The organism is Atlantibacter hermannii (genome assembly GCF_009907385.1).
In the GTDB taxonomy this organism is placed as follows: domain Bacteria; phylum Pseudomonadota; class Gammaproteobacteria; order Enterobacterales; family Enterobacteriaceae; genus Atlantibacter; species Atlantibacter hermannii_A.
The window spans coordinates 54,749-79,614 of record NZ_JAAATR010000017.1 but is presented as its reverse complement, the minus strand read 5'-3'; the positions used below and the strand labels follow the sequence as shown (position 1 = coordinate 79,614).

Annotated in this window: 22 protein-coding genes; 17 read left to right on the top strand and 5 right to left on the bottom strand. The window is 57.8% G+C overall.

Features of this window, described 5'->3' with window-relative positions; all coding sequences use genetic code 11:
- The first annotated feature begins 10 nt into the window (after positions 1-10).
- Together radA and nadR are read left to right on the top strand one after the other, a co-directional pair.
- Positions 11-1,393 (top strand): DNA repair protein RadA, encoded by a 1,383-nt coding sequence (radA, locus tag GV764_RS05080; RefSeq protein WP_125293774.1) that lies wholly within the window; start codon positions 11-13, stop codon positions 1,391-1,393.
- Positions 1,394-1,548: 155 nt separating this feature from the next.
- On the top strand, positions 1,549-2,781 hold the full coding sequence (gene nadR, locus GV764_RS05075) for a multifunctional transcriptional regulator/nicotinamide-nucleotide adenylyltransferase/ribosylnicotinamide kinase NadR (protein WP_161659188.1): 1,233 nt from the start codon (positions 1,549-1,551) through the stop codon (positions 2,779-2,781).
- 43 nt (positions 2,782-2,824) lie between these two features.
- On the opposite strand, the gene ygjG is transcribed toward nadR, so the two are convergent.
- Entirely contained in the window at positions 2,825-4,222 is a 1,398-nt protein-coding gene (ygjG, locus tag GV764_RS05070) for a putrescine aminotransferase (RefSeq protein ID WP_201743066.1), read from the bottom strand.
- Positions 4,158-4,619 (bottom strand): hypothetical protein, encoded by a 462-nt coding sequence (locus GV764_RS05065; RefSeq protein ID WP_161659186.1) that lies wholly within the window; start codon positions 4,617-4,619, stop codon positions 4,158-4,160. Before GV764_RS05065 ends, ygjG begins: the two co-directional genes overlap by 65 nt.
- A 52-nt stretch (positions 4,620-4,671) precedes the next feature.
- Here GV764_RS05065 and GV764_RS05060 point away from each other — a divergent pair, with 52 nt between their 5' ends.
- Positions 4,672-6,192, top strand: coding sequence for a methyl-accepting chemotaxis protein (locus GV764_RS05060; protein ID WP_161659185.1), 1,521 nt, complete (start codon positions 4,672-4,674; stop codon positions 6,190-6,192).
- A gap of 116 nt (positions 6,193-6,308) precedes the next feature.
- Complete coding sequence (locus tag GV764_RS05055; protein WP_161659184.1) at positions 6,309-7,049, top strand: FadR/GntR family transcriptional regulator; 741 nt, start codon at positions 6,309-6,311, stop codon at positions 7,047-7,049.
- Between the two features lie 92 nt (positions 7,050-7,141).
- On the opposite strand, the gene GV764_RS05050 is transcribed toward GV764_RS05055, so the two are convergent.
- Together GV764_RS05050 and GV764_RS05045 are read right to left on the bottom strand one after the other, a co-directional pair.
- Positions 7,142-7,333 carry a hypothetical protein gene (locus tag GV764_RS05050; protein ID WP_161659183.1) on the bottom strand — a complete coding sequence of 64 codons (192 nt, stop codon included), beginning with the start codon at positions 7,331-7,333 and terminating at the stop codon, positions 7,142-7,144.
- Entirely contained in the window at positions 7,296-7,772 is a 477-nt protein-coding gene (locus GV764_RS05045) for a hypothetical protein (protein ID WP_161659182.1), read from the bottom strand. Before GV764_RS05045 ends, GV764_RS05050 begins: the two co-directional genes overlap by 38 nt.
- 231 nt (positions 7,773-8,003) lie before the next feature.
- Between GV764_RS05045 and GV764_RS05040 the strand changes: the two genes are divergently transcribed.
- The 5 genes from GV764_RS05040 to GV764_RS05020 are packed head-to-tail and all read left to right on the top strand — an operon-like array spanning position 8,004 to position 13,558.
- Positions 8,004-8,900, top strand: a complete 897-nt coding sequence (locus GV764_RS05040) for a 2-dehydro-3-deoxygalactonokinase (RefSeq protein ID WP_161659181.1) — start codon at positions 8,004-8,006, stop codon at positions 8,898-8,900.
- Entirely contained in the window at positions 8,897-9,547 is a 651-nt protein-coding gene (locus GV764_RS05035) for a 2-dehydro-3-deoxy-6-phosphogalactonate aldolase (protein WP_236651836.1), read from the top strand. The genes GV764_RS05040 and GV764_RS05035 overlap by 4 nt, the downstream gene beginning before the upstream one ends.
- A gap of 32 nt (positions 9,548-9,579) precedes the next feature.
- Entirely contained in the window at positions 9,580-10,956 is a 1,377-nt protein-coding gene (locus tag GV764_RS05030; protein ID WP_161659180.1) for an MFS transporter, read from the top strand.
- Positions 10,953-12,668: a dihydroxy-acid dehydratase gene (ilvD, locus tag GV764_RS05025; protein WP_161659179.1), complete on the top strand. Its 1,716-nt coding sequence runs from the start codon at positions 10,953-10,955 to the stop codon at positions 12,666-12,668. The genes GV764_RS05030 and ilvD overlap by 4 nt, the downstream gene beginning before the upstream one ends.
- Positions 12,665-13,558 carry a dihydrodipicolinate synthase family protein gene (locus tag GV764_RS05020; protein ID WP_161659178.1) on the top strand — a complete coding sequence of 298 codons (894 nt, stop codon included), beginning with the start codon at positions 12,665-12,667 and terminating at the stop codon, positions 13,556-13,558. Before ilvD ends, GV764_RS05020 begins: the two co-directional genes overlap by 4 nt.
- 26 nt (positions 13,559-13,584) lie before the next feature.
- Here GV764_RS05020 and GV764_RS05015 read toward each other — a convergent pair whose 3' ends face one another.
- On the bottom strand, positions 13,585-14,151 hold the full coding sequence (locus GV764_RS05015; RefSeq protein WP_161659177.1) for a PadR family transcriptional regulator: 567 nt from the start codon (positions 14,149-14,151) through the stop codon (positions 13,585-13,587).
- Between the two features lie 222 nt (positions 14,152-14,373).
- Between GV764_RS05015 and GV764_RS05010 the strand changes: the two genes are divergently transcribed.
- The 8 genes from GV764_RS05010 to GV764_RS04975 all read left to right on the top strand — a co-directional run bounded on the left by GV764_RS05010 (position 14,374) and on the right by GV764_RS04975 (position 24,770).
- The gene (locus tag GV764_RS05010) at positions 14,374-15,132 is read left to right on the top strand and encodes a siderophore-interacting protein (RefSeq protein WP_476561210.1); all 759 of its coding nucleotides are present in this window, start codon (positions 14,374-14,376) and stop codon (positions 15,130-15,132) included.
- A gap of 133 nt (positions 15,133-15,265) precedes the next feature.
- A complete protein-coding gene (locus GV764_RS05005; RefSeq protein WP_144131401.1) occupies positions 15,266-15,895 on the top strand; it encodes a response regulator transcription factor in 630 nt (209 codons plus the stop codon).
- A complete protein-coding gene (locus GV764_RS05000; RefSeq protein ID WP_161659175.1) occupies positions 15,895-17,436 on the top strand; it encodes an MASE1 domain-containing protein in 1,542 nt (513 codons plus the stop codon). The genes GV764_RS05005 and GV764_RS05000 overlap by 1 nt, the downstream gene beginning before the upstream one ends.
- A 99-nt stretch (positions 17,437-17,535) precedes the next feature.
- Positions 17,536-18,858 (top strand): MFS transporter family glucose-6-phosphate receptor UhpC, encoded by a 1,323-nt coding sequence (gene uhpC / locus GV764_RS04995; protein ID WP_161659212.1) that lies wholly within the window; start codon positions 17,536-17,538, stop codon positions 18,856-18,858.
- A gap of 15 nt (positions 18,859-18,873) precedes the next feature.
- Positions 18,874-19,905, top strand: coding sequence for an ABC transporter substrate-binding protein (locus GV764_RS04990; RefSeq protein ID WP_161659174.1), 1,032 nt, complete (start codon positions 18,874-18,876; stop codon positions 19,903-19,905).
- A gap of 54 nt (positions 19,906-19,959) precedes the next feature.
- Positions 19,960-22,038 (top strand): ABC transporter permease, encoded by a 2,079-nt coding sequence (locus tag GV764_RS04985; protein ID WP_161659173.1) that lies wholly within the window; start codon positions 19,960-19,962, stop codon positions 22,036-22,038.
- A gap of 15 nt (positions 22,039-22,053) precedes the next feature.
- The gene (gene fbpC, locus GV764_RS04980; RefSeq protein ID WP_161659172.1) at positions 22,054-23,097 is read left to right on the top strand and encodes a ferric ABC transporter ATP-binding protein; all 1,044 of its coding nucleotides are present in this window, start codon (positions 22,054-22,056) and stop codon (positions 23,095-23,097) included.
- 554 nt (positions 23,098-23,651) lie between these two features.
- Entirely contained in the window at positions 23,652-24,770 is a 1,119-nt protein-coding gene (locus GV764_RS04975) for a 1-propanol dehydrogenase PduQ (protein WP_161659171.1), read from the top strand.
- The last annotated feature ends 96 nt before the right edge of the window (positions 24,771-24,866 follow it).

Genomic DNA, 24,866 nt, shown 5'->3' with positions numbered 1-24,866 from the left:
GAGGTAAAAGGTGGCTAAAGCCCCAAAACGCGCGTTTGTGTGTAATGAGTGTGGTGCGGATTATCCGCGCTGGCAGGGGCAATGCAGCGCCTGCCACGCCTGGAATACCATCACCGAAGTGCGTCTGGCGGCGTCGCCCACGGTTGCGCGTAATGAACGGCTTTCCGGCTACGCGGGCAGCGCGGGCGTGTCGAAAGTCCAGAAGCTTTCCGACATCAGCCTTGAGGCGCTGCCGCGCTTTTCCACCGGCTTTAAAGAGTTTGACCGGGTACTGGGCGGCGGCGTGGTGCCAGGCAGCGCCATTTTGATCGGCGGTAACCCCGGCGCGGGGAAATCTACCCTGCTGCTGCAAACGCTGTGCAGGCTCGCCCAGAACATGAAAACGCTGTACGTCACCGGCGAGGAATCACTCCAGCAGGTGGCGATGCGCGCTCATCGTCTCGGATTGCCGACCGATAACCTGAATATGCTCTCGGAAACCAGCATCGAACAGATCTGTTTGATTGCCGAGCAGGAGCAGCCGCGCCTGATGGTCATCGACTCCATCCAGGTGATGCATATGGCGGATATCCAGTCGTCGCCGGGCAGCGTGGCGCAGGTGCGCGAAACCGCCGCCTATCTGACGCGTTTCGCCAAAACCCGCGATGTGGCGATTATTATGGTCGGCCACGTCACCAAAGACGGCTCGCTGGCCGGGCCGAAAGTCCTGGAGCACTGCATCGACTGCTCGGTGCTGCTCGACGGCGATGCTGATTCGCGTTTCCGTACTCTGCGCAGCCATAAAAACCGCTTCGGCGCGGTCAACGAGCTGGGCGTGTTCGCCATGACCGAACAGGGCCTGCGTGAAGTCAGCAACCCGTCTGCTATTTTCCTGAGCCGGGGCGATGAAGTCACCTCAGGCAGTTCAGTGATGGTGGTATGGGAAGGCACGCGCCCGCTGCTGGTGGAAATTCAGGCGCTGGTGGATCAGTCAATGATGGCCAACCCACGGCGCGTGGCGGTGGGGCTGGAACAAAACCGTCTGGCGATCCTGCTGGCGGTATTGCACCGCCACGGCGGCTTGCAGATGTCCGATCAGGACGTGTTCGTGAACGTGGTCGGTGGCGTGAAGGTCACCGAAACCAGCGCCGATCTGGCGCTGCTGCTGGCGATGGTATCGAGCCTGCGCGATCGCCCGCTGCCGCAGGATCTGGTGGTATTCGGCGAAGTGGGTCTGGCGGGGGAAATCCGTCCGGTGCCCAGCGGCCAGGAGCGCATTTCCGAAGCGGCGAAACACGGCTTCCGTCGCGCTATCGTGCCGGCAGCCAATGTTCCGAAAAAAGCGCCGGAAGGCATGCAGGTGTTTGGCGTGAAAAAACTCGCTGACGCGCTGGATATCTTCAACGATCTGTAATTTTCCCGCTCTGATTCAGGCGGCGGTAGCGCCGCCTGTCAATATTTACCATTCACCTCAGTCGTTTACTCAAGTATCCTCCTGGCATTGACGCGTTTGCCGCTAGACTTAGTAGCAGCGAACGATCGCGGAATACGTAAGGGAGGCAGCGCATCTTGTCATCATTCGACTATTTAAAAACCGCCATTCGCCAGAAGGGCTGCACCCTGCAACAGGTAGCGGCGGCCTGCGGGATGACCAAAGGCTATCTCAGCCAGCTGCTGAACGCTAAAATCAAAAGCCCCAGCGCCCAGAAACTGGAAGCGCTACACCGTTTTCTCGGCCTGGAGTTCCCGCGCCGTCAGAAAAGCGTGGGGGTGGTGTTCGGTAAGTTTTACCCGCTGCATACCGGCCACATCTACCTGATCCAGCGCGCCTGTAGCCAGGTGGATGAGCTGCATATCATCATGGGTTACGATGAAACCCGCGACCGGGCGCTGTTTGAAGACAGCGCCATGTCCCAGCAGCCGACGGTGCCGGATCGCCTGCGCTGGTTGTTACAGACCTTCAAGTACCAGAAAAACATCCGCATCCATGCGTTCAACGAAGAGGGTATGGAGCCTTACCCGCACGGCTGGGACGTCTGGAGCGAGGGGATCTCCGCATTTATGGCGGAAAAGGGCATTGAGCCGGACTGGATCTACACCTCCGAAGAGTCTGACGCGTCGCAGTATCTCCAGCATCTGGGCATTGAAACGGTGCTGATTGACCCGAAACGTACCTTTATGAACATCAGCGGCGGGCAGATCCGCGAAAATCCGTTCCGCTACTGGGAATACATCCCTACTGAAGTGAAGCCGTTTTTCGTGCGTACCGTGGCAATCTTAGGCGGCGAGTCGAGCGGGAAATCGATGCTGGTCAACAAGCTGGCGAATATCTTCAACACCACCAGCGCCTGGGAATATGGCCGCGATTACGTGTTCTCCCATCTGGGCGGCGATGAGATGGCGTTGCAATATTCGGACTACGACAAAATCGCGCTCGGCCACGCCCAGTACATTGATTTTGCGGTGAAATACGCCAATAAAGTGGCGTTTATCGACACCGATTTCGTTACCACCCAGGCATTTTGCAAGAAGTATGAAGGGCGCGAGCATCCATTCGTGCAGGCGCTGATCGACGAATACCGTTTCGACCTGGTGATCCTGCTGGAAAATAATACCCCGTGGGTGGCCGACGGCCTGCGCAGCCTTGGCAGTTCCGTGGACCGCCATACCTTCCAGGCGCTGCTGGTGGAGATGCTCAACGAGAACAACATCAGCTATGTGCACGTTCAGGAGTCGGATTACGACACCCGTTTTTTGCGCTGCGTAGAACTGGTGAAGGATTTGATGGGCGAGGCGGGATAAGGAAATCAGGGAAACCGTTGCGACGATTTCCCTGATTAACCGGTTAGTTTGTTGCAGCGGTTGCCGGTGCAGCCAGCGTCTGTCGCAGCGCCGTCAGGGCACGGCGGGCCGCCGCAAGCACCTGCTCGCACTGTTCAATAGTCAGCGTTAAAGGCGGTTCTACGCGTACCGTTTTGGCGTTGATTAAGGTGCCAGCCACCAGCACCTGCTGGCGGAACATCTCGCTGGAAAACTGGTAGCCGATTTCGTTATCCACAAACTCAATCGCCATCAGCATCCCCTGACCGCGCGCCTCAATCACCAGATCCGGATACTGCTGCGTCAGCTCTTTAAAGCCGTCCAGCAGCAGGTTGCCTTTCTGCTGCGCCTGCGCCGGGAGGTTTTCTTCCAGCAGTACATGGATGGTCGCCAGCGCCGCCGCGCAGGACAGCGGATTGCCGCCAAAGGTGGTGGTGTGCAGGAACGGGTTGTCGAACAGCACCGAGAATACCTCTTCGGTCGCCACCGTCGCGCCAATCGGCATGACGCCGCCGCCCAGCGCCTTGGCCAGACACAGAATGTCCGGCTGCACGTTTTCGTGCTCGCAGGCGAACATTTTGCCGGTGCGCCCCATGCCGGTTTGCACTTCATCGAAAATCAGCAGCGCGCCAAACTCATCGCACAGCTTACGCACTGCGGGCAGATAGCCTGGCGGCGGCAGGATCACGCCGCCTTCACCCTGAATCGGCTCAAGGATCACCGCCGCCACGTCGTCGCCGGTTTTTTTGCAATCCGTAAACAGGGCGCGCATCGCGTCGATATTGCCGAACGCCACGTGGCGGAAACCCGGCAGCAGTGGCATAAACGGCTTACGGAAATCTGCTTTGGCGGTGGCAGAAAGCGAGCCCAGCGATTTACCATGGAACGCGCCGCTGGTGGCGACAAAAGTAAATTTCCCGCGCGGGGACTGATAGGCTTTGGCGAGTTTCAGCGCGGCTTCCACCGATTCGGTGCCGCTGTTGCTGAAGAAGCTGTATTTGAGTTTGCCCGGCGTCAGGGTGGCCAGGGTTTTTGCCAGCATTGCCCGTAGCGGGTCAAGGAGTTCCTGGCTGTGCAGAGGTTGTTTTTCGAGTTGATGCTGTACGGCGGAAACCACTTTTGGATTACGGTGCCCCACGTTAAAAATGCCGAAACCACCCAGGCAATCGAGAAACTCGTGTCCCTGAGTGTCGACAAGCGTATTTAAACCTCCCGCTTGCCATTCTACGGCTCCGTAATCCCCGCCGGCGGTAACAGACTTTCTGTACTCTAAAAAACCTGGATTAACATGCTGCTGGAAATAGTCGATCACCTCTTTATTCAGTGTTTTCATCTCCTCATGAGACAGCGTTCGCTTCTCAATGAGATTCAATGCGTGCGCGGTGCAGGCGAGTGCCGAGGCGCTGTTCGGTAACCTGTTCAAAATGTGCTCCTGGGAATGGCGTATCACGCGATACACAGATCAAGTATTGCAGCATTTGCGCCACTTCGTCGGAGGGGCCGCTAAACGGAATAAACGCCAGGGGGAACGCGTGCCGGTTACGATTAAATCTCATCGTAACCGGGGTTGCGGCATTTTGTGCTATCCACAGCGGCAGCGGGAGAAGAAAAACCAGCGCAGATGCACAATAATGGTGCGGATTGTTGCAAATTTGTGCAATGGCTCCCAAATTCACTTTTTTACCGCATAATCCATCGGGATATTCAAATAGTTGATCAGGTTGATTATTTTGCATCAGCACTACTTCTTTGGGGTTATCCTGAGATTTGCGATCTCCATCATATTTAACCGTTAAAGTTATTAATTTTAGCGCCGACATAACATGGCACAGGAATGGTTAACAATAAGATAACCTGCAAAATGGAGCAGCCATGTCGTCGCATCCCCGCGTGACCCAGCGCGAAAAAGTGCTGGATGAAAACACTACATTAATGTCCACCACCGATCTGCAAAGCTTCATCACCCATGCCAATGACACTTTTGTACAGGTGAGCGGTTATTCTCTGCAGGAACTCACCGGGCAGCCGCATAATCTGGTGCGGCATCCGGATATGCCGAAGGCGGCGTTTGCCGATATGTGGTACACCCTGCAGCAGGGCGAACCCTGGACCGGCATCGTTAAAAACCGCTGTAAAAACGGCGATCATTACTGGGTGCGCGCCAACGCGGTGCCGATGGTGCGCAACGGCAAAACCACCGGTTATATGTCGATTCGCACCCGCGCCACGCCGCAGGAAATTGCCGCCGTCGAACCGCTGTACCAGGCGCTGCGCGAGGGCAAGGCTAAGCGCCGCCTTTATAAAGGGCTGGTACTGCGCAAACATTTTCTCGGCAAACTGCCCGCCATGCCGCTGCGCTGGCGTATCCGCAGCATTATGGGGATTGCCGCGCTGATGTGGCTGGCGCTGAGCGCGTTCGCCATGCCGGGATGGCTGATGACGATCGCGCCAGTGGTGATTATGGCGCTCGGCTGCCTGGCGCTGGAATGGCAGGTATCGCGCCCGATTGAGGACGTTGCGCGCCAGGCATTGCAGGTCGCGACGGGGGAACACAACAGCATCGAGCACATGAATCGCACCGATGAAGTGGGGCTGACGCTGCGGGCCATCGGGCAACTGGGCCTGATGTGCCGCTGGTTAATCAATGACGTCACCAGCCAGGTGGAAAATGTGCGCAGCGGCAGCGAAACCCTGGCGCGCGGCAATGAAGATCTCAACGAACGTACCCGCCAGACAGTGGTGAACGTCCAGCAAACCGTGACCACCATGAACCAGATGGCGACCTCGGTGCAGAACAACTCCCAGACCGCGGTAGATGCGAACAAACTCTCCAGCGAGGCCAGCGATGCGGCGCGTCAGGGCGGGCAGGCGATGGAAACGGTGGTGAACACCATGGACGACATTGCCGACAGTACCCAGCGCATCGGGTCGATTACCTCACTGATTAACGATATCGCCTTCCAGACCAATATTCTGGCGCTGAACGCCGCCGTGGAGGCCGCGCGCGCCGGCGAGCAGGGCAAAGGGTTCGCGGTGGTGGCCGGGGAGGTGCGTCACCTGGCAAGCCGCAGCGCCAGCGCCGCCAACGATATCCGTAAACTGATCGACGCCAGCGCCAGTAAAGTGCAGTCCGGCGCGGTGCAGGTTCATGAGGCGGGGCGTACCATGCAAAACATTGTCGATCAGGTGCAGAATGTGACGCAACTGATTGGCCAGATCAGCAGCGCCACCTCTGAGCAGGCGCAGGGGCTGTCGGAATTGACGCGTGCGGTGGCGGAGCTGGACGACATCACCAAAAAGAACGCGGTACTGGTCGAAGAAAGCGCGCATGTTTCCTCAATGGTGAAGCATCGCGCGGCGCGGCTGGAAGATGCGGTCACGGTCCTTCAGTAACGTTTACAGCAGATGCCCTGTTCGCAGGGCATTACCCTCCGGCAAACCCGCGAAAATTCCATCTCATATCAACCTGATATAAACTACCCACTTATTGCCTCTTCAACCGGATCCCCATGAAAAGCGTGACCGCGTCTGTCGCTGAAACCCTGACCCAGGACCTTGCCCTGCGCATTATGCGCGGCGAGCTGCAACCGGGCACGTCTATACCCGGCGAAAACGAACTGGCGGTGCAGTACAACGTCTCGCGTACCTCGGTGCGCAACGCGCTTCAGGTGTTGGGCGCGAAAGGCATGTTGACCATCCAGGCCAAACGGCGCAGCACCGTGGCGCCCCGCGAGCAGTGGAGTTTTCTTGATGCCGACGTGCTGAGCTGGCTGGAAGAGATCGGCATTGACGACGCGCTGATCGAACAGTTGATGATCACGCGGTTGATCTTCGAGCCCAATGCGGCGGCCATGGCGGCGATCAACGCCAGCGGGCGCGATCTGGCCGATCTGGAAGACGCCTGGGAAATCATGTCGCAGGGCCAGCAGCAGGATTCCGCCGAACTGTTTAAACAGGGCGATCTGGCGTTTCATACTGCGATCCTTAAAGCAGGGCACAATCCGTTTCTGTTTTCGGTGGGCAATGCGCTTTCCGCGGCAATGCTGTTTTCCTTTAAGCGCACCCTGGAGCCGGACGTTACGCTGACGCTGGAAGCGGTGGACGCGCACCGGGAATTGATGGAGTGCATCCGCCTGAAGCAGCCCGAGCAGGCGCGCCAGCAGATGCGCCATATTCTGCTCAGCGCGGCGAAAAAACATCTCGGGGATCCGCTGCCGGAGCGCCTGGAACACTTTTTATCAGCCAGCTGACGCCATCATCGTTAAACGAAAAAGCCCCGAACGGGGCTTTTTAGCAATGACGTTGAGGGTCAAATATTGCAACCATTGCATATCAGGTGGAATTATTCGTTCTGCTTTGGCATTGGCGCAATTTCGCTGATTTGACCGGGCGACATTGCTTCAGCGTCTTCACCCGCAATTATCACATGCGTTCTGCCTTCTTCAATTGCACGAGCCATCATTTCATTATTGGCAGCCTGGCGAGCGCGATATTGCTCAAGCCAGTCCCCAGAATTTAGGTGTTCGTAAGACATTTGCCCTCCCGTTTGGTTCTAGTCCAACCTCTATGGTTAATCCTTTATGTTTCTTTTTAGTAATAAGCCGACAATATATATTTAATAATTTATGGTCTGCTGGTGCAAAGGTATAAAGTCCAACATTAAAATGAGTATAGTGCTCAGTAATTATCCTTTCAACACATTTAAGGACTCGGCAGCCCGCGCCGGTTGGCAGTTCTTCTGCCCGTTTAAAAGGTGTTTTATTTATCCTGTTCGCGATGGTATCGAAGGTGACATCATAATGGCACCCATATAGTGGGAACGTAAATCCTTCCGGAAATAAGGCTGCGCAATCATACGGGTTTTCATGGGTGATTTGGGTAAAATTAACTTCATAATTAACACCTGCCACCATAAATCTTGCAACCTGATGCCGTGGAAGCCCATATTCAGCGCATTCATCGAAATAAGTCATGATTAATTATCACTCCTCCCTTTCGATATATTAACGCTTCTCCTAATACACTAAAAAATATCTCGTGAAATATGTTCTCATTTTACGAGGCATCTTCCATAACTGCTTTGCGTATTTATTGATCGACCTTTTATCACCCTTAACGCCAGCTTTAGATCCCGATCACAGATCGCAGTCCCGTTTTTCGTCTACATTTCTTGTCATACAAGATTAAATATTTTGGATTACAAGATGAACAGGAGCTGGCTGGCGGTGGACTGGGGCACGACGAATTTTCGTGCGTGGCTGATGCATGATGCGGAGGTGGTTTCCGTCATCAATGCGCCCTGCGGCTTATTGCAGGTTGAGAATGGGCAGTTTGAAGCGGCGCTGCAAACCCATATCGCGCAGTGGATTGCCGAATACGGCGCGCTGCCGCTGCTGATGGCGGGCATGGTCGGGTCGCAGCAGGGATGGGTTGACGTGCCCTATTGCAAGGGGCGCGTCGATGCGCAGCAGCTGGCGCAGGGCGCCTACGCGCTACGCACCCATTGGGGAAGCCAGGGCTGGATCCTGCCCGGCGTGACCGGACTCAGCGCCGTGGGCTTGCCGGAGGTCATGCGCGGTGAAGAGATCCAACTGATCGGCCTGATGGCGCTTGCTCCTGCGGAAAATCACCACGCCATTTTGCCGGGCACGCACAGCAAACACGCCAGGGTCACACATCAGGCTATTCATGATTTTTCCACCTTTATGACGGGTGAGCTGTATCAGCTGTTGATGGCGCACTCCCTGCTGGGCCGTGATTTACCGTCTCAGCAGCCCGACAGCCGCGCCTTTGCGCTTGGCGTACAGCATAGCGGCCTGGCCGCCCCGCTGAGCCAGCTGCTGTTTTCGGTACGCACCCTGCGCCTGCGCGGTGATGTGCCGCTATCCGGCGTCGGCGACTACCTGTCCGGGCTGTTAATCGGCCAGGAATTGCGCCAGTGCCCCTCAACCCCTCACTGGATCATCGGCAGCGATGCGCTGAACGCCCGCTATCAGCAGGCCGCGTCACAGCTGGGTTTGGTGACGCAAGCCCTGTCCGGCGAGCGCTGTTTTATCGCCGGGATGAACCAGATACGTCTTTATCTACAAGGAATTGAATGATGGATTACCGCGCCTTTTCGACACTGTGGCAGCAAACGTCTCTGCCGCTGGTTGCAATATTACGTGGCCTGACCCCTGAGGATGCGCCCGCCGTGGCCGGGGGCTTGCTGGCGGAAGGTTTTACCTGGCTTGAAGTCCCGCTCAACAGTCCGGATGCGCTGACCTCGATCGCGCTGCTGCGCGAGCAGGTCGGTAGCCGGGGCTACGTCGGCGCGGGCACGGTATTGACCGCAGAGCAGGTGGATGCGGTAGCGGACGCGGGCGGACAAATCATTATTTCCCCCAACATGAGCGTGGACGTTATCCGCCGCAGCCGCGAACGCGGGTTAATCAGCATGCCCGGCGTGATCACGCCTTCAGAAGCTTTTACCGCGCTACAGGCCGGAGCCAGCGCGCTCAAACTGTTCCCGGCGGAAACCGTGGAGCCTGGCACCTTAAGCGCCTGGCGCGCGGTGTTGCCCGCCGGGGTAGTGTGCCTGCCGGTGGGCGGTATTCAGCCCGACGCCGCGCAAATGCGCGCCTGGCGTAACGCTGGCGCGCAAGGATTTGGTCTGGGCGGCGGGTTATATCGCCGCGCGGACGACGCTCAGAAAGTACAACAAAAAGCCCGCGACTATCGCGAGGCGTGGCGTAACAGCCACAGATAGCAATACAACCCTACAACCTTACTGAGGTCCGTATGAACATTGACTCTACACACAGCGAAGCCAGTAAAAACGAGGTTTACCGTAAAGTGACCCGGCGGCTTATCCCCTTTTTGATCCTGTGCTATTTCTTCGCCTATCTGGACAGGGTGAACGTGGGGTTCGCGAAACTCCATATGCAGGATGCGCTTAACCTGAGCGATACGGTTTACGGCATCGGTGCCGGGATTTTCTTTATCGGCTATTTTATTTTCGAACTGCCCAGCAACCTCCTGATGCAGCGCTTTGGGCCGCGCTTCTGGATCGCCCGCATTATGGTGAGCTGGGCGGTGCTGTCGGCACTGACTATGTTTGTCACTACACCCACTCAGTTTTACATCGTGCGTTTTTTACTGGGCGTCGCGGAAGCGGGCTTTTTCCCGGGGATCGTGTTTTATCTCACCCTGTGGTTCCCGTCGTGGCGTTCGGCGCGCACCCTTGGCCTGTTTATTCTGGTGACGCCGCTGTCCACGATTATCGGCAGTCCGCTGTCCGGGTTAATCCTCAAAATGTTCGAGGGGGTGGGGTATCTGCATAACTGGCAGTGGCTGTTCCTGGTGGAAGCGATCCCCTCATTCCTGCTGGCGTTTGTGGTGCTGCGCTACCTCGATAATAACGTGGAATCGGCACCCTGGCTGACGGCGCAAGAGAAGGACATCATCGCGCGCGATCTGGAGCAGGATCGGATCAATAAGATCGCCGCCAACGCCGGTAAAGCGCCTGGCAGCCTGAGCGCCATGTTCCGCAATAAGTTCGTCTGGCTGCTGGCGCTGATCTTCTTCAGCTTTAACATCGGTTATTACGGGATCAACTTCTGGCTGCCGTCGATCATTAAATCTTCCGGCGTGAAGGACGATTTCGCCATTGGCCTGCTGGCGGCGTTGCCGTACATCTTCGGCGCGGCATTTATGGTCTGGAACAGCCGCCATTCGGATCTGAAACAGGAGCGCCGCTGGCATATCGCTATTCCGGCGCTGATCGGCGCGGTAGGGCTGACGCTCAGCGCCTCAAGCAGCGGTTCCACCTTCTGGATGATGGCGTGGATCTGCCTGGCGATGTCCGGCACCTTAGCGCTGATCCCCACCTATATGAGCCTGCCCGGCACGCTGCTTTCCGGCACCGCCGCCGCTGCGGGCATCGCCCTGGTGAATTCTATCGGCAACCTGGCGGGCTTCTTCGGCCCCACGGTGCTGGGCTATCTCAAAGACACCACCGGCAGCGCCAACGCCGGTCTGTATATCCTGGCGGGTTTCCTGGTGCTGTGCGCGCCGCTGATGTTCTTACTGCCCGCCAGGCTGGTAAACCCGAAATCCAAAGCCGCTGCCCCGGCGCAGCGTGAAGAAACAGGCACGATGAAGAGAGGTCATATATGAGCAGTTGTGGCACGGGATGCGGCGGCGGTTGCGGCGGCCATTTTAACCCGGTTCTCAGCGGTGATGACGGCGCGTTAAAGCGCGCCCTGTATAAGTCGATGGGCCATACCGATGAACAATTGCGTCGGCCCGTGATCGCCGTGGTCAACAGCTACACCAACGCCACGGCGGGCCACGCCAATCTCAATGCGTTGACGGCAGAAGTGCTCAAAGGCATCGACGAGGCTGGCGGGGTGGGCATGGTGTTTGGCACTATCGCGCCCTGCGACGGCATCGCCGAAGGGCATCTCGGGATGCGCTACATCCTGGCGGCCAGGGAAGTGATTGTCAGCTCCATCGAGGTGATGATGCGCGCCCACCGTTTCGACGGCATGGTGCTGCTCGGCTCGTGCGACAAAATCGTTCCGGCGATGCTGATGGCCGCCGCGCGTCTTGATGTCCCGGCGATCCTGGTGAACGGCGGGCCGATGTATCCGGCGGAATACAAAGGCAAGCACTGGGACGGCAATATTGTCACCGAGGCCATTGGCTGGAAGCGGCGAGGCGAAATTGATGAGGCGGAATTCCGCCATATCGAAGATATCGCCGAGCCGGGGCCAGGTTCGTGCACCATGTACGGCACCGCCAACACCCTGTGCTGCATCGCTGAAGTGCTGGGCATGAGCCTGCCAGGCAGCAGCACCTTGCCCGCTATTTCTCGCGAGCGCCGCGACTGCGCTTACGCCACCGGGCGCAGAGCGGTGGATCTGGTTAAAACCGGGGTTAACGCCCGGCAGATCATCACCCGGGAATCGATCCATAACGCCATGGTATATCTGCTGGCGACCGGCGGCTCCACCAATGCGATCCTGCATCTTCAGGCGATTTATTACGAAGCGGAGCTGGGCGAACTGCCGCTCGCCGCGTTTGACCAACTGAGCTACAACGTGCCGCTGGTGGCCTCGCTTTATCCGGCGTCTGAACATGACATGATCGATTTCTGGGAAGCGGGCGGCGTGGCGGCGGTGGAAAAAGAGATCGCCTCGCTGCTGCATACCGACTGCCTGACGGTAAACGGCCAGACCAAAGGCGAATGGCTGGCTGGCGTCCCGCGCTCGCACCGCCCGGAGGTGATCCACACCCTGGCAATCCCGGTGCGTAATGAAGCCGGCGTGGCGGTGCTGCACGGCAACCTCTCGCCGCTGGGCTGCGTGGTGAAACCGGCGGCGGTGCCGGAACATCTGATGGTCTTTTCCGGACCAGCGGTGGTGTTCAACAGCGAAGACGAATCGGTCGAGGCCATCCTGTCCGGCGATATTCAGCCGGGCAGCGTGCTGGTGCTGCGTTATGAGGGACCGAAGGGCGGACCAGGGATGCCGGAAATGTATAAGCCGATGAAATGCCTCGAAGGGATGGGCCTGTCTGACAGCTGCGCGTTAATCACCGATGGCCGTTTCTCCGGCTCTAACCGCGGGCTGTTTGTCGGGCATATTTCGCCGGAGGCCAGCGACGGCGGAGCACTGGCGCTGGTAGAGCACGGCGATATCATCACCATCAATATCCCTGAGCGTACCCTGACGTTGCAGGTAGACGAAGCCAGTCTCGCGGCGCGTCAGGCCCGCTGGCAGCCGGTAGAAAAACAGGTGCCGCGCGGCTTTTTACGGTTGTACCGCCGCTGGGCCGCCCCTGCCGCACAGGGCGCGGTGCTGGCTGATCGGGAGGAGAATCTGTGAGCAGCGTTGCCGCCATTAAAGGCGTAAACCCTATCGCCGCGGTGCCGTTTCGCGCCGACGGCGAGCTGGACGAAACCAGCTTCAGCAATATGCTGGGGCATCTGGCGGGGACCGGTATCGACGGCCTCACGCTGTTCGGCATCGCCAGCGAATTCCCCAAACTGTCGGATGACGAGCGCGAACGTCTGGCTGCACGGTTTATCAGCGATCTCGCGGGCAGCGGGGTGTTTCGCGCCATGTCGGTTACCGATCATTCAACCGAACTGGCGGTGAAGCGCGCGCGGCGCTACCAGCAAATGGGCGCGGATGCGCTGATGCTGCTGCCGCCGTTTTTCCTGAAGCCCGGCCCGCAGGCGGTGGCGAGCCATATCAACCAGGTGCTGGAGGCGGTGACTATCCCGGTGATGGTGCAGTACGCCCCAGGTGAAACCGGCCTGCCGATACCGCCGGAAGAACTGGCTCAGGTGGCGCAGCGCTATCCGCATGCGGTATTTAAAATCGAATGCAATCCGCCGGTGGACTACACCCGCGCGTTTTTGCAGCAGGCGCCGGGCGCTCATGTGCTCAACGGCTATGCCGGGCTGTACATGCTGCAAATGCTGGCGGTGGGCGGGAAGGGCGTGATGCCAGGCTGCTCATTCAGCGAAGTTTATGTGCAGATCTATCGCGCCTGGGGTGAAGGCCGCATTGGTCAGGCGGAGGCGCTGCATCAGCGCTTGCTGCCGTGGATCACCCGCTGGATGAGCCACTGCGAGTACATCATTCAGGTGGAGAAAACCATCCTCCGGCAGCGGGGCATTATTGCCAGCGACTATTGCCGTCACCCCGGCTGGACGCTGACGCCTGAAGATCGTCAGGGCATTGAGACGTTTTTGGCGATGTTTTTGTAATCATCGAAGGCCGCCGTCCGGCGGCCTTACAGCTGGGCAATCTCCAGCGCGGCTTTGTCGATCACGCCAACAATCCGCTTCAGCGTCCGGGCGTCGATTTCCGACTGATTAACCCGCAAATCCAGCACCGCTTTCATATTATCCAGCGCGCGTTTTAAATCCGGGTTTTTACGCAGCTCGTGCCCGATGGCCCTTGCCGTCATGCGGGCGCGGATGTGTTCCAGGTGCTCGCGATTGTCGTTAAGCCAGGCTTCGCCGTCCGGCGTGATAGCGATTTTTTTACGTCCGGCGTCGTCATCGCTGAACGCGATAAACGCATGTTCTTCAAGAAAATCCAGCGTCGGGTAGATCACGCCGGGGCTGGGCGTGTAGTGGCCGCCGGTCAGGGCTTCGATCTCTTTAATCAATTCATAACCGTGGCTCGCGCCGCGCGTCAGAATATCTAACAGCACCACGCGCAGTTCGCCGTGGCCAAAAAAGCGCGCGCGGCGTTTACGCCCTTCGCCGCCGTGGCCGCGTTTTTCGCAAGGTTCATGATGGCGTTCGTCGTCATGAGCGTGACAGTGATGGGTATGCCGGTGTTGATGTCTCATGATTACCTCCTTAATTAGATATATCTAATTTATATCTAAAAAAAGAAATGACGCAACCATGAATAAGATGAAATCATTTAACTTTATGTTTTTAATTGTAATTTATTGGTTTTTTAACGATCCGTGCCCAATCGTTTATCCACTCTAAAAAAAGCTTGCCAGCGGCTCAGATAACAATCATTATCATTTAAAATTCGATATATCTAAACGTAGCGAGCGGAATTGACTATGACAACTTCTTACCCTCAGCGCGTGCGCAACGCGCTGCGCTTTCGCGAAATTACCGTTTTAAGCAGCAGCTATGTCAGCGGTTTTCAGCGTATCGTCTTCGGCGGTGAAGCGCTGGCGGGCTTTACCTCACAGGGCTTTGACGATCACATCAAGCTGTTTTTCCCGGAGCTGGGCCAGCCGTTTACTCCGCCGGAAATCACCGAGTCGGGGATTGTCTGGCCCGGCGATGCGCGCCCGACGTCCCGCGATTACACACCGCTGTTTGATGAACAAACCCAGCAACTGACGATTGATTTCTGGGTGCATGACGGCGGCGTGGCAAGCGCCTGGGCCGTGGCGGCGCGTCCTGGCGATACGCTGTGCATCGGCGGGCCGCGCGGTTCGCTGGTGGTGCCGCTGGAATATTCGTGGCAGCTCTACGTGTGTGATGAGTCCGGTTTACCAGCGCTGCGCCGCCGTCTTGAAGCGCTGCGCGATGCGGGCGTCCAGGCGCAATGCCGCGCCATCGTCAGCGTCGCCAGTGACGCCTGCAAAGACTATCTGGCCCATTTGCCCGACGCGAATATCGACTGGGTGGTCGGCCATGACGTGGCGACGTTAGAGCGGCATCTCCAGGCCATCGCCTGGCCAGCGGATGATTACTTCGTCTGGATCACCGGGGAAGGCAAACTGGCGAAAAGCCTGGCCGATGGCTATACCCACCAGCTTGATCAGCAGCGGGTGCGCGCCGTCGCCTACTGGCACGCCTGATCGTCTGCATTCATGCTGGGGCAGGCGGGTCTGTAGCTTGCCGTTTTGTTACATCCGTTACATATTACCAACATGAATATTGCCACCTGAACCTGATGGCGCATTATGGCGCGGTTCAGCAAGGGGAAGGGTCATGATTGGAGTGGTGTTAGTGGATGACCATGTGGTCGTTCGATCGGGTTTCGTCCAGCTACTCAGCCTGGAAGAGGACATTACGGTGCTGGGCCAGTACAGCAGCGCCGCCGAAGCATGGCCGGTATTATCGCGCCAGCCAGTGGACGTGGCGGTGCTGGATGTGGCGATGCCCGATGAAAACGGATTAAGTTTGCTTAAGCGTCTGCGCGCCCGCCAGCCAGGTTTTCGCGCCATTATCCTCAGCATTTACGACACCCCGGCGTTTGTGCAAAGCGCGCTGGACGCCGGGGCGTGCGGCTATTTGACCAAACGCTGCGGCCCGGAAGAGCTGGTGCACGCGGTGCGCTCGGTGGGGCTTGGCGGGCATTACCTGTGCGCCGATGCGTTAAAAGCGCTGCGCGGCGGCGCGGAGCCGGCCCGCGTATTGCAGGTATTAACCCCCCGCGAGCGCGAGGTGTTTGATCTGCTGGTGCGCGGCGAGAGCGTGAAATCCATCGCGCTACAGCTCGATCTCAGCCATAAAACGGTTCACGTCCACCGGGCCAACGTACTGGGCAAATTGCAGTGCGCCACCACCATCGAACTGGTGCATTTTGCTCTGGAACATCAGTTGCTGACGGGGCATTGATGCGCCGTTCTCTCCGCCAGATCGTCCTGTCGCTGTTTATCATGCTCGCCTGGGGGCCAGGCTGGCTGATGCTCTGGACCATCAGTTTTTACCTCACCCGCAACGGCCAGCAGGCGGCGCTGCTGCTGCCCCACGGCGTCCAGCTGGCGCTGCTGATTTTGCTGGCGCGCCGCTACTGGCCGGCGCTGTTTATCCCGCAAATCGGCCTGTCGCTGTGGCTGTGGCACGAGCAGTTAATCAACGGCGGCGCAATGGCGCTCGCGCCGTTTATCACCGCTATTCCGGCGCTGCTGACCCAGCATTTCTGGCACCGCTTTCCGCTTTACTGGCAACGGCTGTCGCTTTTGTTAAGCGCGGTGGCGGGGTCGGCGTTGCTCAACACCTTGTTGCTGACGCCGGTTATCGAAAGCCGCGCCACGCTGATCCTGCTGGCGTCGTTTACCGGCGGCGTGTTACTGACGCCGTTTGTCTATCTGGTCTTTGACTATTTACGCCAGCAGCATCGCTATCAGCTGTTAGGACTGGAGACCCGCAACCCGCCGCTGCGCACCTCGCTGCTCCTCTGGTGCAGCCTGTTTTTTATTATCGGTATCGGCACCCAGATGGTGCTGTCGCCGGAAATCGAACGGCTGCTGCTGATTGTGGTGTTCTTACCCAACGTGGTAATGGCGTGGAAATTCGGCTGGCAGGGCGGGGTGCTGGCGGCGTTGCTCGGCAGCATGATGATCACTACCGCGCGCCAGGTAGGCAGCGGTTTTAGCGATTTAATGGAACTGGAAATTTTCCTCTCCACCCAGGCGCTGCTGGGCATCGGTCTCGGCATCGCTATCAGCCGCCAGGAGCAGCTGGCCAGCAATCTCGACCACTATCGCCAGCGGCTGGAAGTGGAACTGGATGCGCGGCGGGCGCTCACCGAAAAGCTGATCCATGCCGAAGAAGATACCCGCAAGCGGCTGGCCCGGGAGCTGCACGATGAGATCGGCCAAAACATCACGGCGATCCAAATCCAGTCGCAGCTGGTGAAGCGGGTGAGCGATAACCGCACCGCGCTGATGGCGGGGGAGCAGATCAGCGAACTGGCCCAGCGCATTCACCACTCCACGCGCCAGCTGTTGCGCCAGTTGCGCCCGCCGGTACTCGATCAAATGGCGCTCGATGAAGCCCTGCACCATCTGGTGCGTGAATTCGCGTTCCCCGAACGCGGCATTCGCTGCCGCTTCCACTATCAACTCGCCGCGCCGCCGGATAACGAAACCGTGGTATTTACCCTGTATCGCCTGTTGCAGGAGCTGCTGAACAACGTCGCCAAACATGCCCAGGCCACGGAGGTGGACATCACCCTCAGCCAGTCGCCCGGCTTCGTACATCTGGTGGTGAGCGATAACGGCGTCGGCGTCCCGCCGGGCCGCGCGCCGGGCTTTGGCATCCAGGGCATGAGCGAGCGCGTACAGGCATTGGGCGGCGAACTGCTGCTGGAAAGCCAGGCAGGCGTGCGGGTAACTGTTAACTTGCCCACACTTTTGCCACAAAACCCGCTGTAACCAGGAAAAAGTCTTAGTCACCCTGGAACGACTCTCATCCCTTTTCGCGGACCATTTCCTACATTCAACTGGCCGGAGACAGCCATGGACCACCTGACTATGTCCAACGCAGAAATCGCAAAACGTTATCGCGCCGTCAGGCCGCAGCTGCTGTTGGTGATGATCGTCGGCTATGCGGCGTTTTACCTGACGCGCAAAAGCCTGAATTTCATCCTGCCCGCGCTCCAGCTCGATTTAGGGTTGAGCAAAAGCGATATCGGCCTGTTGGGATCGCTGTTTTATCTCTCCTACGGGCTGTCGAAATTCGCGGCGGGATTGTGGCATGACGCCCACGGGCAGCGGTCGTTTATGGGGATCGGCCTGTTTGCCACCGGCCTGCTGAACGTGCTGTTCGCGTTTGGCGACAGCCTGACGCTGTTGCTGATTATCTGGACGCTGAACGGCTTTTTTCAGGGGTGGGGCTGGCCGCCCTGCGCACGGTTATTAACCCACTGGTATTCGCGCAACGAGCGCGGCTTCTGGTGGGGATGTTGGAACACCTCCATCAACATCGGCGGGGCGATTATCCCGCTGATCAGCGCGCTGGCCGCGCACTGGTGGGGATGGCAGGCCGCGATGCTGACACCAGGGATCATCAGCATGGCGTCAGGCGTTTGGCTGTACCGGCAATTGCCCGGCACGCCGAACGAAGAGGGGTTGCCGGGGGTGGGAGAGTGGCGGCACGACCCGCTGGAACTGCGCCAGCAAGAGCGCAGTCCGCCGATGTCGCTGTGGGCCATGTTACGCACCACCATGCTGCAAAACCCGATGATCTGGCTGTTGGCCGGGTCGTATGTGCTGGTGTACCTGATTCGCATCGCGCTGAACGACTGGGGCAACATCTGGCTCTCTGAAACCCACGGCGTCAATTTACTCAGCGCCAACGCCACGGTGATGCTGTTTGAAGTGGGTGGGTTGCTGGGGGCGCTGTTCGCCGGATGGGGATCGGATTTGCTGTTCAGCGGGCAACGCGCGCCGATGATTTTGCTGTTTACCCTCGGGTTGATGGTTTCGGTCACCGCGCTGTGGCTCGCGCCGGTACATCACTATGCGTTACTGGCGATGTGTTTTTTCGCCATCGGCTTTTTTGTTTTCGGCCCGCAGATGCTGATTGGTCTGGCGGCCGTGGAATGCGGTCATAAAGGGGCCGCGGGCTCGATTACCGGTTTTCTCGGCCTGTTTGCCTACTTAGGGGCGGCGCTAGCCGGTTGGCCGCTGTCGAAACTCACCGAAGTGTACGGCTGGTCCGGCATGTTTGTGCTGTTGTCGGTGGCCGCCGTGTTGATTGGATTATTGCTGATGCCGCTGCTGATGGCGGGCATCAGCGCACAGGACCGCCAGTATCACGCCACGGACCCGGCGAGCTTACCTCCAGACACCTGACAGAAGGATAACAACATGAAATTGACAGCCCTCTCTGCTCTGATTGCCGCAGGCGTGACGCTGGCGACATTCAGCCACGCGGCGGATGCTAAAGGACGTTTAGTGGTGTATTGCAGCGCCACCAATGAAATGTGTGAAGCGGAAACCAAAGCGTTCGGCGAGAAATACGACGTGAAAACCTCGTTCATCCGCAACGGTTCGGGTAGCACCCTGGCGAAAGTGGATGCCGAGAAGAAGAACCCGCAGGCGGACGTATGGTACGGCGGCACCCTGGATCCGCAGTCCCAGGCCGGGGAAATGGGTCTGCTGGAAGCCTACAAGTCGCCGAACCTGGCGCAGATCATGGAGAAATTCCGCGATCCGGCCAAAGTGAAAGGCAACCTGTCGTCGGCGGTTTACGTGGGCATTCTCGGCTTTGGGGTCAACACCCAGCGCCTGAAAGAAAAAAACCTGCCGGTGCCGAAGTGCTGGAAGGATTTGACCAAACCGGAATACAAAGGCGAAATCCAGATTGCCGATCCGCAGAGCTCCGGCACGGCCTACACCGCGCTCGCAACTTTTGTGCAGCTGTGGGGCGAAGATCAGGCGTTTGATTACCTGAAACAGCTCAACGGCAACATCTCCCAGTACACCAAATCCGGCATTGCCCCGGCGCGTAACGCCGCCCGTGGCGAAACCGCCATCGGCATCGGCTTCCTGCATGACTACTCGCTGGAAAAAGAGCAGGGCGCGCCGCTGGAGCTGATTTCCCCGTGCGAAGGCACCGGCTATGAGATTGGCGGCGTCAGCATTCTGAAAGGCGCGCGCAACATGGACAACGCCAAACTGTTCGTGGACTGGGTGCTGTCGAAAGAAGCCCAGGAGCTGGCGTGGAAGAAAGGCAAGTCCTACCAAATCCTGACCAACACCACGGCGGAAACCTCGCCGCTGTCCCTGAAGCTCGACGATCTGAAACTGATCAACTACGACATGGACAAATACGGCTCCACTGACACGCGTAAAGCGCTGATCAATAAGTGGGTCAATGACGTGAAGATGGGCAAGTAATCGTACGCGGGTGAGCTCCTCACCCGCTTTTTCCCCCCTGCCGACGAGGCGTGTATGTCTGAAACATTACTTTTGCGTCCCGCGCAGAAGCGGGAGGCTATTTTCGCCTGGGTGCTGCTGGGACTGCTGGCGTTCGCGCTGCTGCCGAGCTGGAGCCTGGACTATGGCCTGATGGAATCCACCTCTGACGAGATCCTGGACGCCTATGGCTGGTCGCACTGGAACGTCAGCGTGCTGTGGTATCTGTTGCCGTGCGTGCTGCTGCTGCGTCCTTTCCATGAATCGCGCCGCGAACAGCGCTCGCGCCACTGGTTTGACGCGCTGTGGGCGCTGGGCTGCATGGCGTTTGTGGTGATCAGCGCCACGCTGGTCGGGCGCGGCATGGGCTATGCCACCATCGTGCTGTTTATCGCGTTAGGCGCTATCGCCACCCTGGCGCTGACCCGGCTGGAATTCCTCGGCGGCGACCCGTTTGTTATCGGCTCGCTGATTGCCATTATCGCGCTGATCGGCGTATTTATCGTCTGGCCGAGCATTGCGATCTTTATCCCGATGTTCACCAACGACGTGGGCGAGTTTGCGCCGCTGGCGTTTATGGCGGTGCTGGGGCAGGCCCATATTCTTCAGGTTATCGCCAACTCGATCATGCTTTCCATGGCGGTGGGCGTGGGCTGTACTTTCTTCGGGCTGGTGCTGGCGATTTACACTACCCGCATCGCCAAACGCAGCGCCATTATCGGGCGCATCTTCTCGATTCTGCCGATCGTCACGCCGCCGTTCGTGGTGGGGCTGGGCGTAACGCTGATGATGGGGCGTTCGGGCTATGTCACGGAATTAATGGTCGACTGGTTCGGGCTGACCAATACCAACTGGCTGTATGGCTTTACCGGGATTTGGCTGGCGCAGGTGCTGGCGTTTACCCCGATGGCGTTTATGATCCTCGACGGCGCGATTAAAACCATTCACCCGTCGCTGGAGGAAGCCTCCTACACGCTGCGCGCCAACCGCTGGCAGACCTTTGTCTCGGTGTTTATGCCGCTGTTGAAACCGGCCATGGCCAACGCCTTTTTGATCGTGGTGGTGCAATCGCTGGCGGACTTCAGTAACCCGCTGGTGCTCGGCGGCAACTTCGACGTGCTGGCGACGCAAATTTACTTCTACATCACCGGCTCGCAGCTCGACTATCAGGCGGCCAGTACCCTCGGCGTGTTCCTGCTGCTGTTCTCCCTGCTGGTGTTCTGCATCCAGTACATGTGGATTGGCAAACGCTCTTACGTCACCGTTTCCGGTAAATCCTATCGCGGCGACGTGCAGCCGCTGCCGGTGGCGCTGGTGTGGAGCGTGATCGGCCTGCTGGCGGTGTGGATCGCCTTCAACGCCCTGCTGTACGGCAGCATTTTCTACGGCAGCTTCACCGTTAACTGGGGCGTGGATTACACCCTGACGCTGGATAACTTTATCAAACTGTTCGGTCAGGGCATGGACGACGGCGCATGGCCTTCGCTGCTCGACACGCTGCTGTACGCCGGGATCGCTGCGCCGATCACCGCCATCTTCGGCTTGCTGATCGCCTGGATCGTGGTGCGCCAGCAGTTTAAAGGCAAAAAGACCATTGAGTTCACCACCATGCTGTGCTTCGCGGTGCCGGGCACCGTGGCGGGGGTTTCCTACATTCTGGCGTTTAACAGCGCCCCGGTGTACCTGACCGGCACGGCGGCGATTGTGATTATCTCCATGGTGATGCGTAACGTGCCGGTGGGCATTCGCGCCGGGATCGCAGGACTGGGGCAGATCGACAAGTCGCTGGATGAAGCGTCCCTGAGCCTGCGCGCCGGATCGCTGCGTACCATCGTCAATATCCTGCTGCCGCTGCTGCGCCCGGCGATCCTGTCGGCGCTGATCTACAGCTTTGTGCGCGCCATTACCACCGTCAGCGCCATTGTGTTCCTGGTGACGCCGGACACCCGCGTGGCCACGGCCTACATCCTGAACCGCGTGGAAGACGGCGAATACGGCGTGGCGATTGCCTACGGTTCGATTTTGATTGTGGTGATGCTGGCCATCATCTTCCTTTTTGACTGGCTGATTGGCGAAGCGCGCATTTCGCGTTCCAAAGCCAAAAACCAGGCGTAATCACGGAGCTTAACCATGACGCATCATTTTGTTGAATTACGTAATGTCACCAAACGGTTTGGCAATAACACCGTGATCGACAACATCAATCTGGCGATCCCGCGCGGCGAGATGGTCACTCTGCTGGGGCCGTCTGGCTGCGGTAAAACCACGGTGCTGCGCCTGGTGGCCGGGCTGGAAAAGCCCAGCGAAGGGCAGATCTTTATCGACGGCGAGGATGTGACCCATCGTTCCATTCAGCAGCGCGATATTTGTATGGTGTTCCAGTCCTATGCGCTGTTTCCACACATGTCGTTGGGAGAGAACGTCGGCTATGGCCTGAAGATGCTCGGCGTGGGGCGCGCCGAGATCAAACAGCGGGTGAAAGAGGCGCTGGCAATGGTCGATCTCGACGGGTTTGACGATCGCTATGTGGATCAGATCTCCGGTGGTCAGCAGCAGCGCGTGGCGCTGGCCCGCGCCCTGATCCTCAAGCCTAAAGTGCTGCTGTTCGATGAGCCGCTGAGTAACCTCGACGCCAACCTGCGTCGCAGCATGCGCGATAAAATCCGCGAACTGCAAAAGCAGTTCAACATCACCTCGCTGTACGTGACCCACGACCAGAGCGAAGCGTTCGCGGTATCGGATACGGTACTGGTGATGAATAAAGGCCACATCATGCAGATTGGTTCGCCGCAGGCGCTGTATCGTCAGCCGGCTTCGCGCTTTATGGCGAGCTTTATGGGCGATGCCAACCTGTTCCCGGCGCAGTTTGGCGCAGAGTATGTCGATATTTACGGCTACCGTCTGCCGCGCCCGGAAAACATTGCGCCGATGGGCGAGGGCACCGTAGGCGTGCGTCCGGAGGCTATCACCCTTGGCACGCACGGCGAGGACAGCCAGCGCTGCGTTATTCGTCATGTTGCCTATATGGGGCCGCAGTATGAGGTGATCGTCGAATGGCACGGCCAGAAGATCCTGTTGCAGGTTAACGCCACGCGTTTACAGCCGGATGTGGGTGAGCACTATTATCTGGAGATCCATCCTTACGGTATGTTCGCCCTGGCGGAAAATAACTGATGCGGATGACAGGATTTATTAATTCCTAAAACTGAGCGGCGGCAGTCATTAAAGCAGCAGGATGAGGTTAAAGCGGTTAAAGTAAGCGCGTCATCTTATTACCCGATGCGTCATTAACTTGTATTAATAATGTTGGTTTTTTTAAGTGCAATCGAAAGGTTGCACTTTTTTTTGTAAAAAATACCCCGCTATAGCGGCGGGGTTAAACGAGGCCAGTTGCGTCTTTATGTAGACGTCTTCCTGGCCGTTAATATAGCCTTGCCAGCAAAAATTAAAGATGCAGAACAGCGTTTTTAAAGGGATTCAGAATACGTCGGGAGTAAGGCGCAGATGCATGAGAGGCGATAAAATTAGCATTTCTTTCAATGCATTGATTTCATTTTTCTCGTCTTTATGACCCCGACCTTCTCCAGAAAAGGACTTTTTTGTTGCGGGTAAAAGAACTCCGCAAAATAATCCTTCACCTGCACAAACATCCTCAGCCCGTTAAAAATATCGTCATGTTAGGTTAACGACATCATATTTTGTCGCTTACCGTGATTAAGGTAGTAAACATGGCCCGCTATTATTTTTCGTGCCCACAAATTTATTTTGGTGAAGAGGCCATGACCTCTCTCTGCCAGTTTAATGATAAACGCGTCGGTATCGTCACCGATGACTTTATGGTGTCATCAGGCAAAACGCGTTATTTAATCAACCACATGCCTCAGGCATCGGTATGCATTTTCGGCGAGGTGGCGCCGGATCCGGATATTGGCATTTTGACTTCCGGCGCGGCGCGGTTTAAAGCCTTTAAGCCCGACGTCATTATCGCTCTCGGCGGCGGCTCATCGTTGGACGCCGCGAAAGGAATTAAAGTCACACTGGAAGAGTATTACGGAGATCATCATATTGATCTCATTGCGATTCCCACCACCAGCGGGTCCGGCTCTGAAGTTACGTCCTACGCGATCGTCTCCGATCCGCAAAATGGTCGCAAATATCCGCTGATCTCCGGGCAACTGGTGCCGGACATCGCCATTCTCGATCCTCATCTGGTGTTAACCGTGCCGCGCCATGTCGCGGTAGATACAGGCATGGATGTGCTGACGCATGCCATTGAAGCCTTTGTTTCCACTGGCGCAAACGACTTTAGCGATGCGCTGGCGGAAAAAGCCATTGCATTGACCTGGCGCTATCTGCCGCAGGTGTTCAACGACGAAAAAGACATTGCGGCGCGCACTCACATGCACAATGCCTCTTGCATGGCGGGCATGGCGTTTAACTCCGCCGGGCTGGGGTTGGTACACGGCATGGCTCATGCCATCGGCGGGATGCTGCATATTCCTCATGGCAAAATTAACGCCATGCTGCTGCCGATTGTCATCGATTTCAACAGCAAACAGGCCAGTGCCGAAACCCGCGATCGCTATCACCGCTGCGCGCAAATTATGGGCATTGACCATGCCATACCGGAGCAGGCCATCGCGCTGATGACGCAGGCCATCCGTCAGATCAACCGTCATTTCGGCATCCCCGCCACGCTCAGCGAACTGGGCACCGACCGCGCGAAAATCGCCGGGCTGCGCAGTGCACTGGTGAACTCGGCGCTGGCTGACGGCTGCACGGCCTCCAACCCACGGCAGGCGACGGTACATGATGTCGAAGGGTTAATCGACCAGATTACCGGTTAGCTGGACAACTTTGTCCAGCCTTCGCGAAGCGGTCAAAAAAGTCCTGCTGATAAGCAAAAACCGGGCGTCGTGACTCCCTATCCTAATCATCAGACG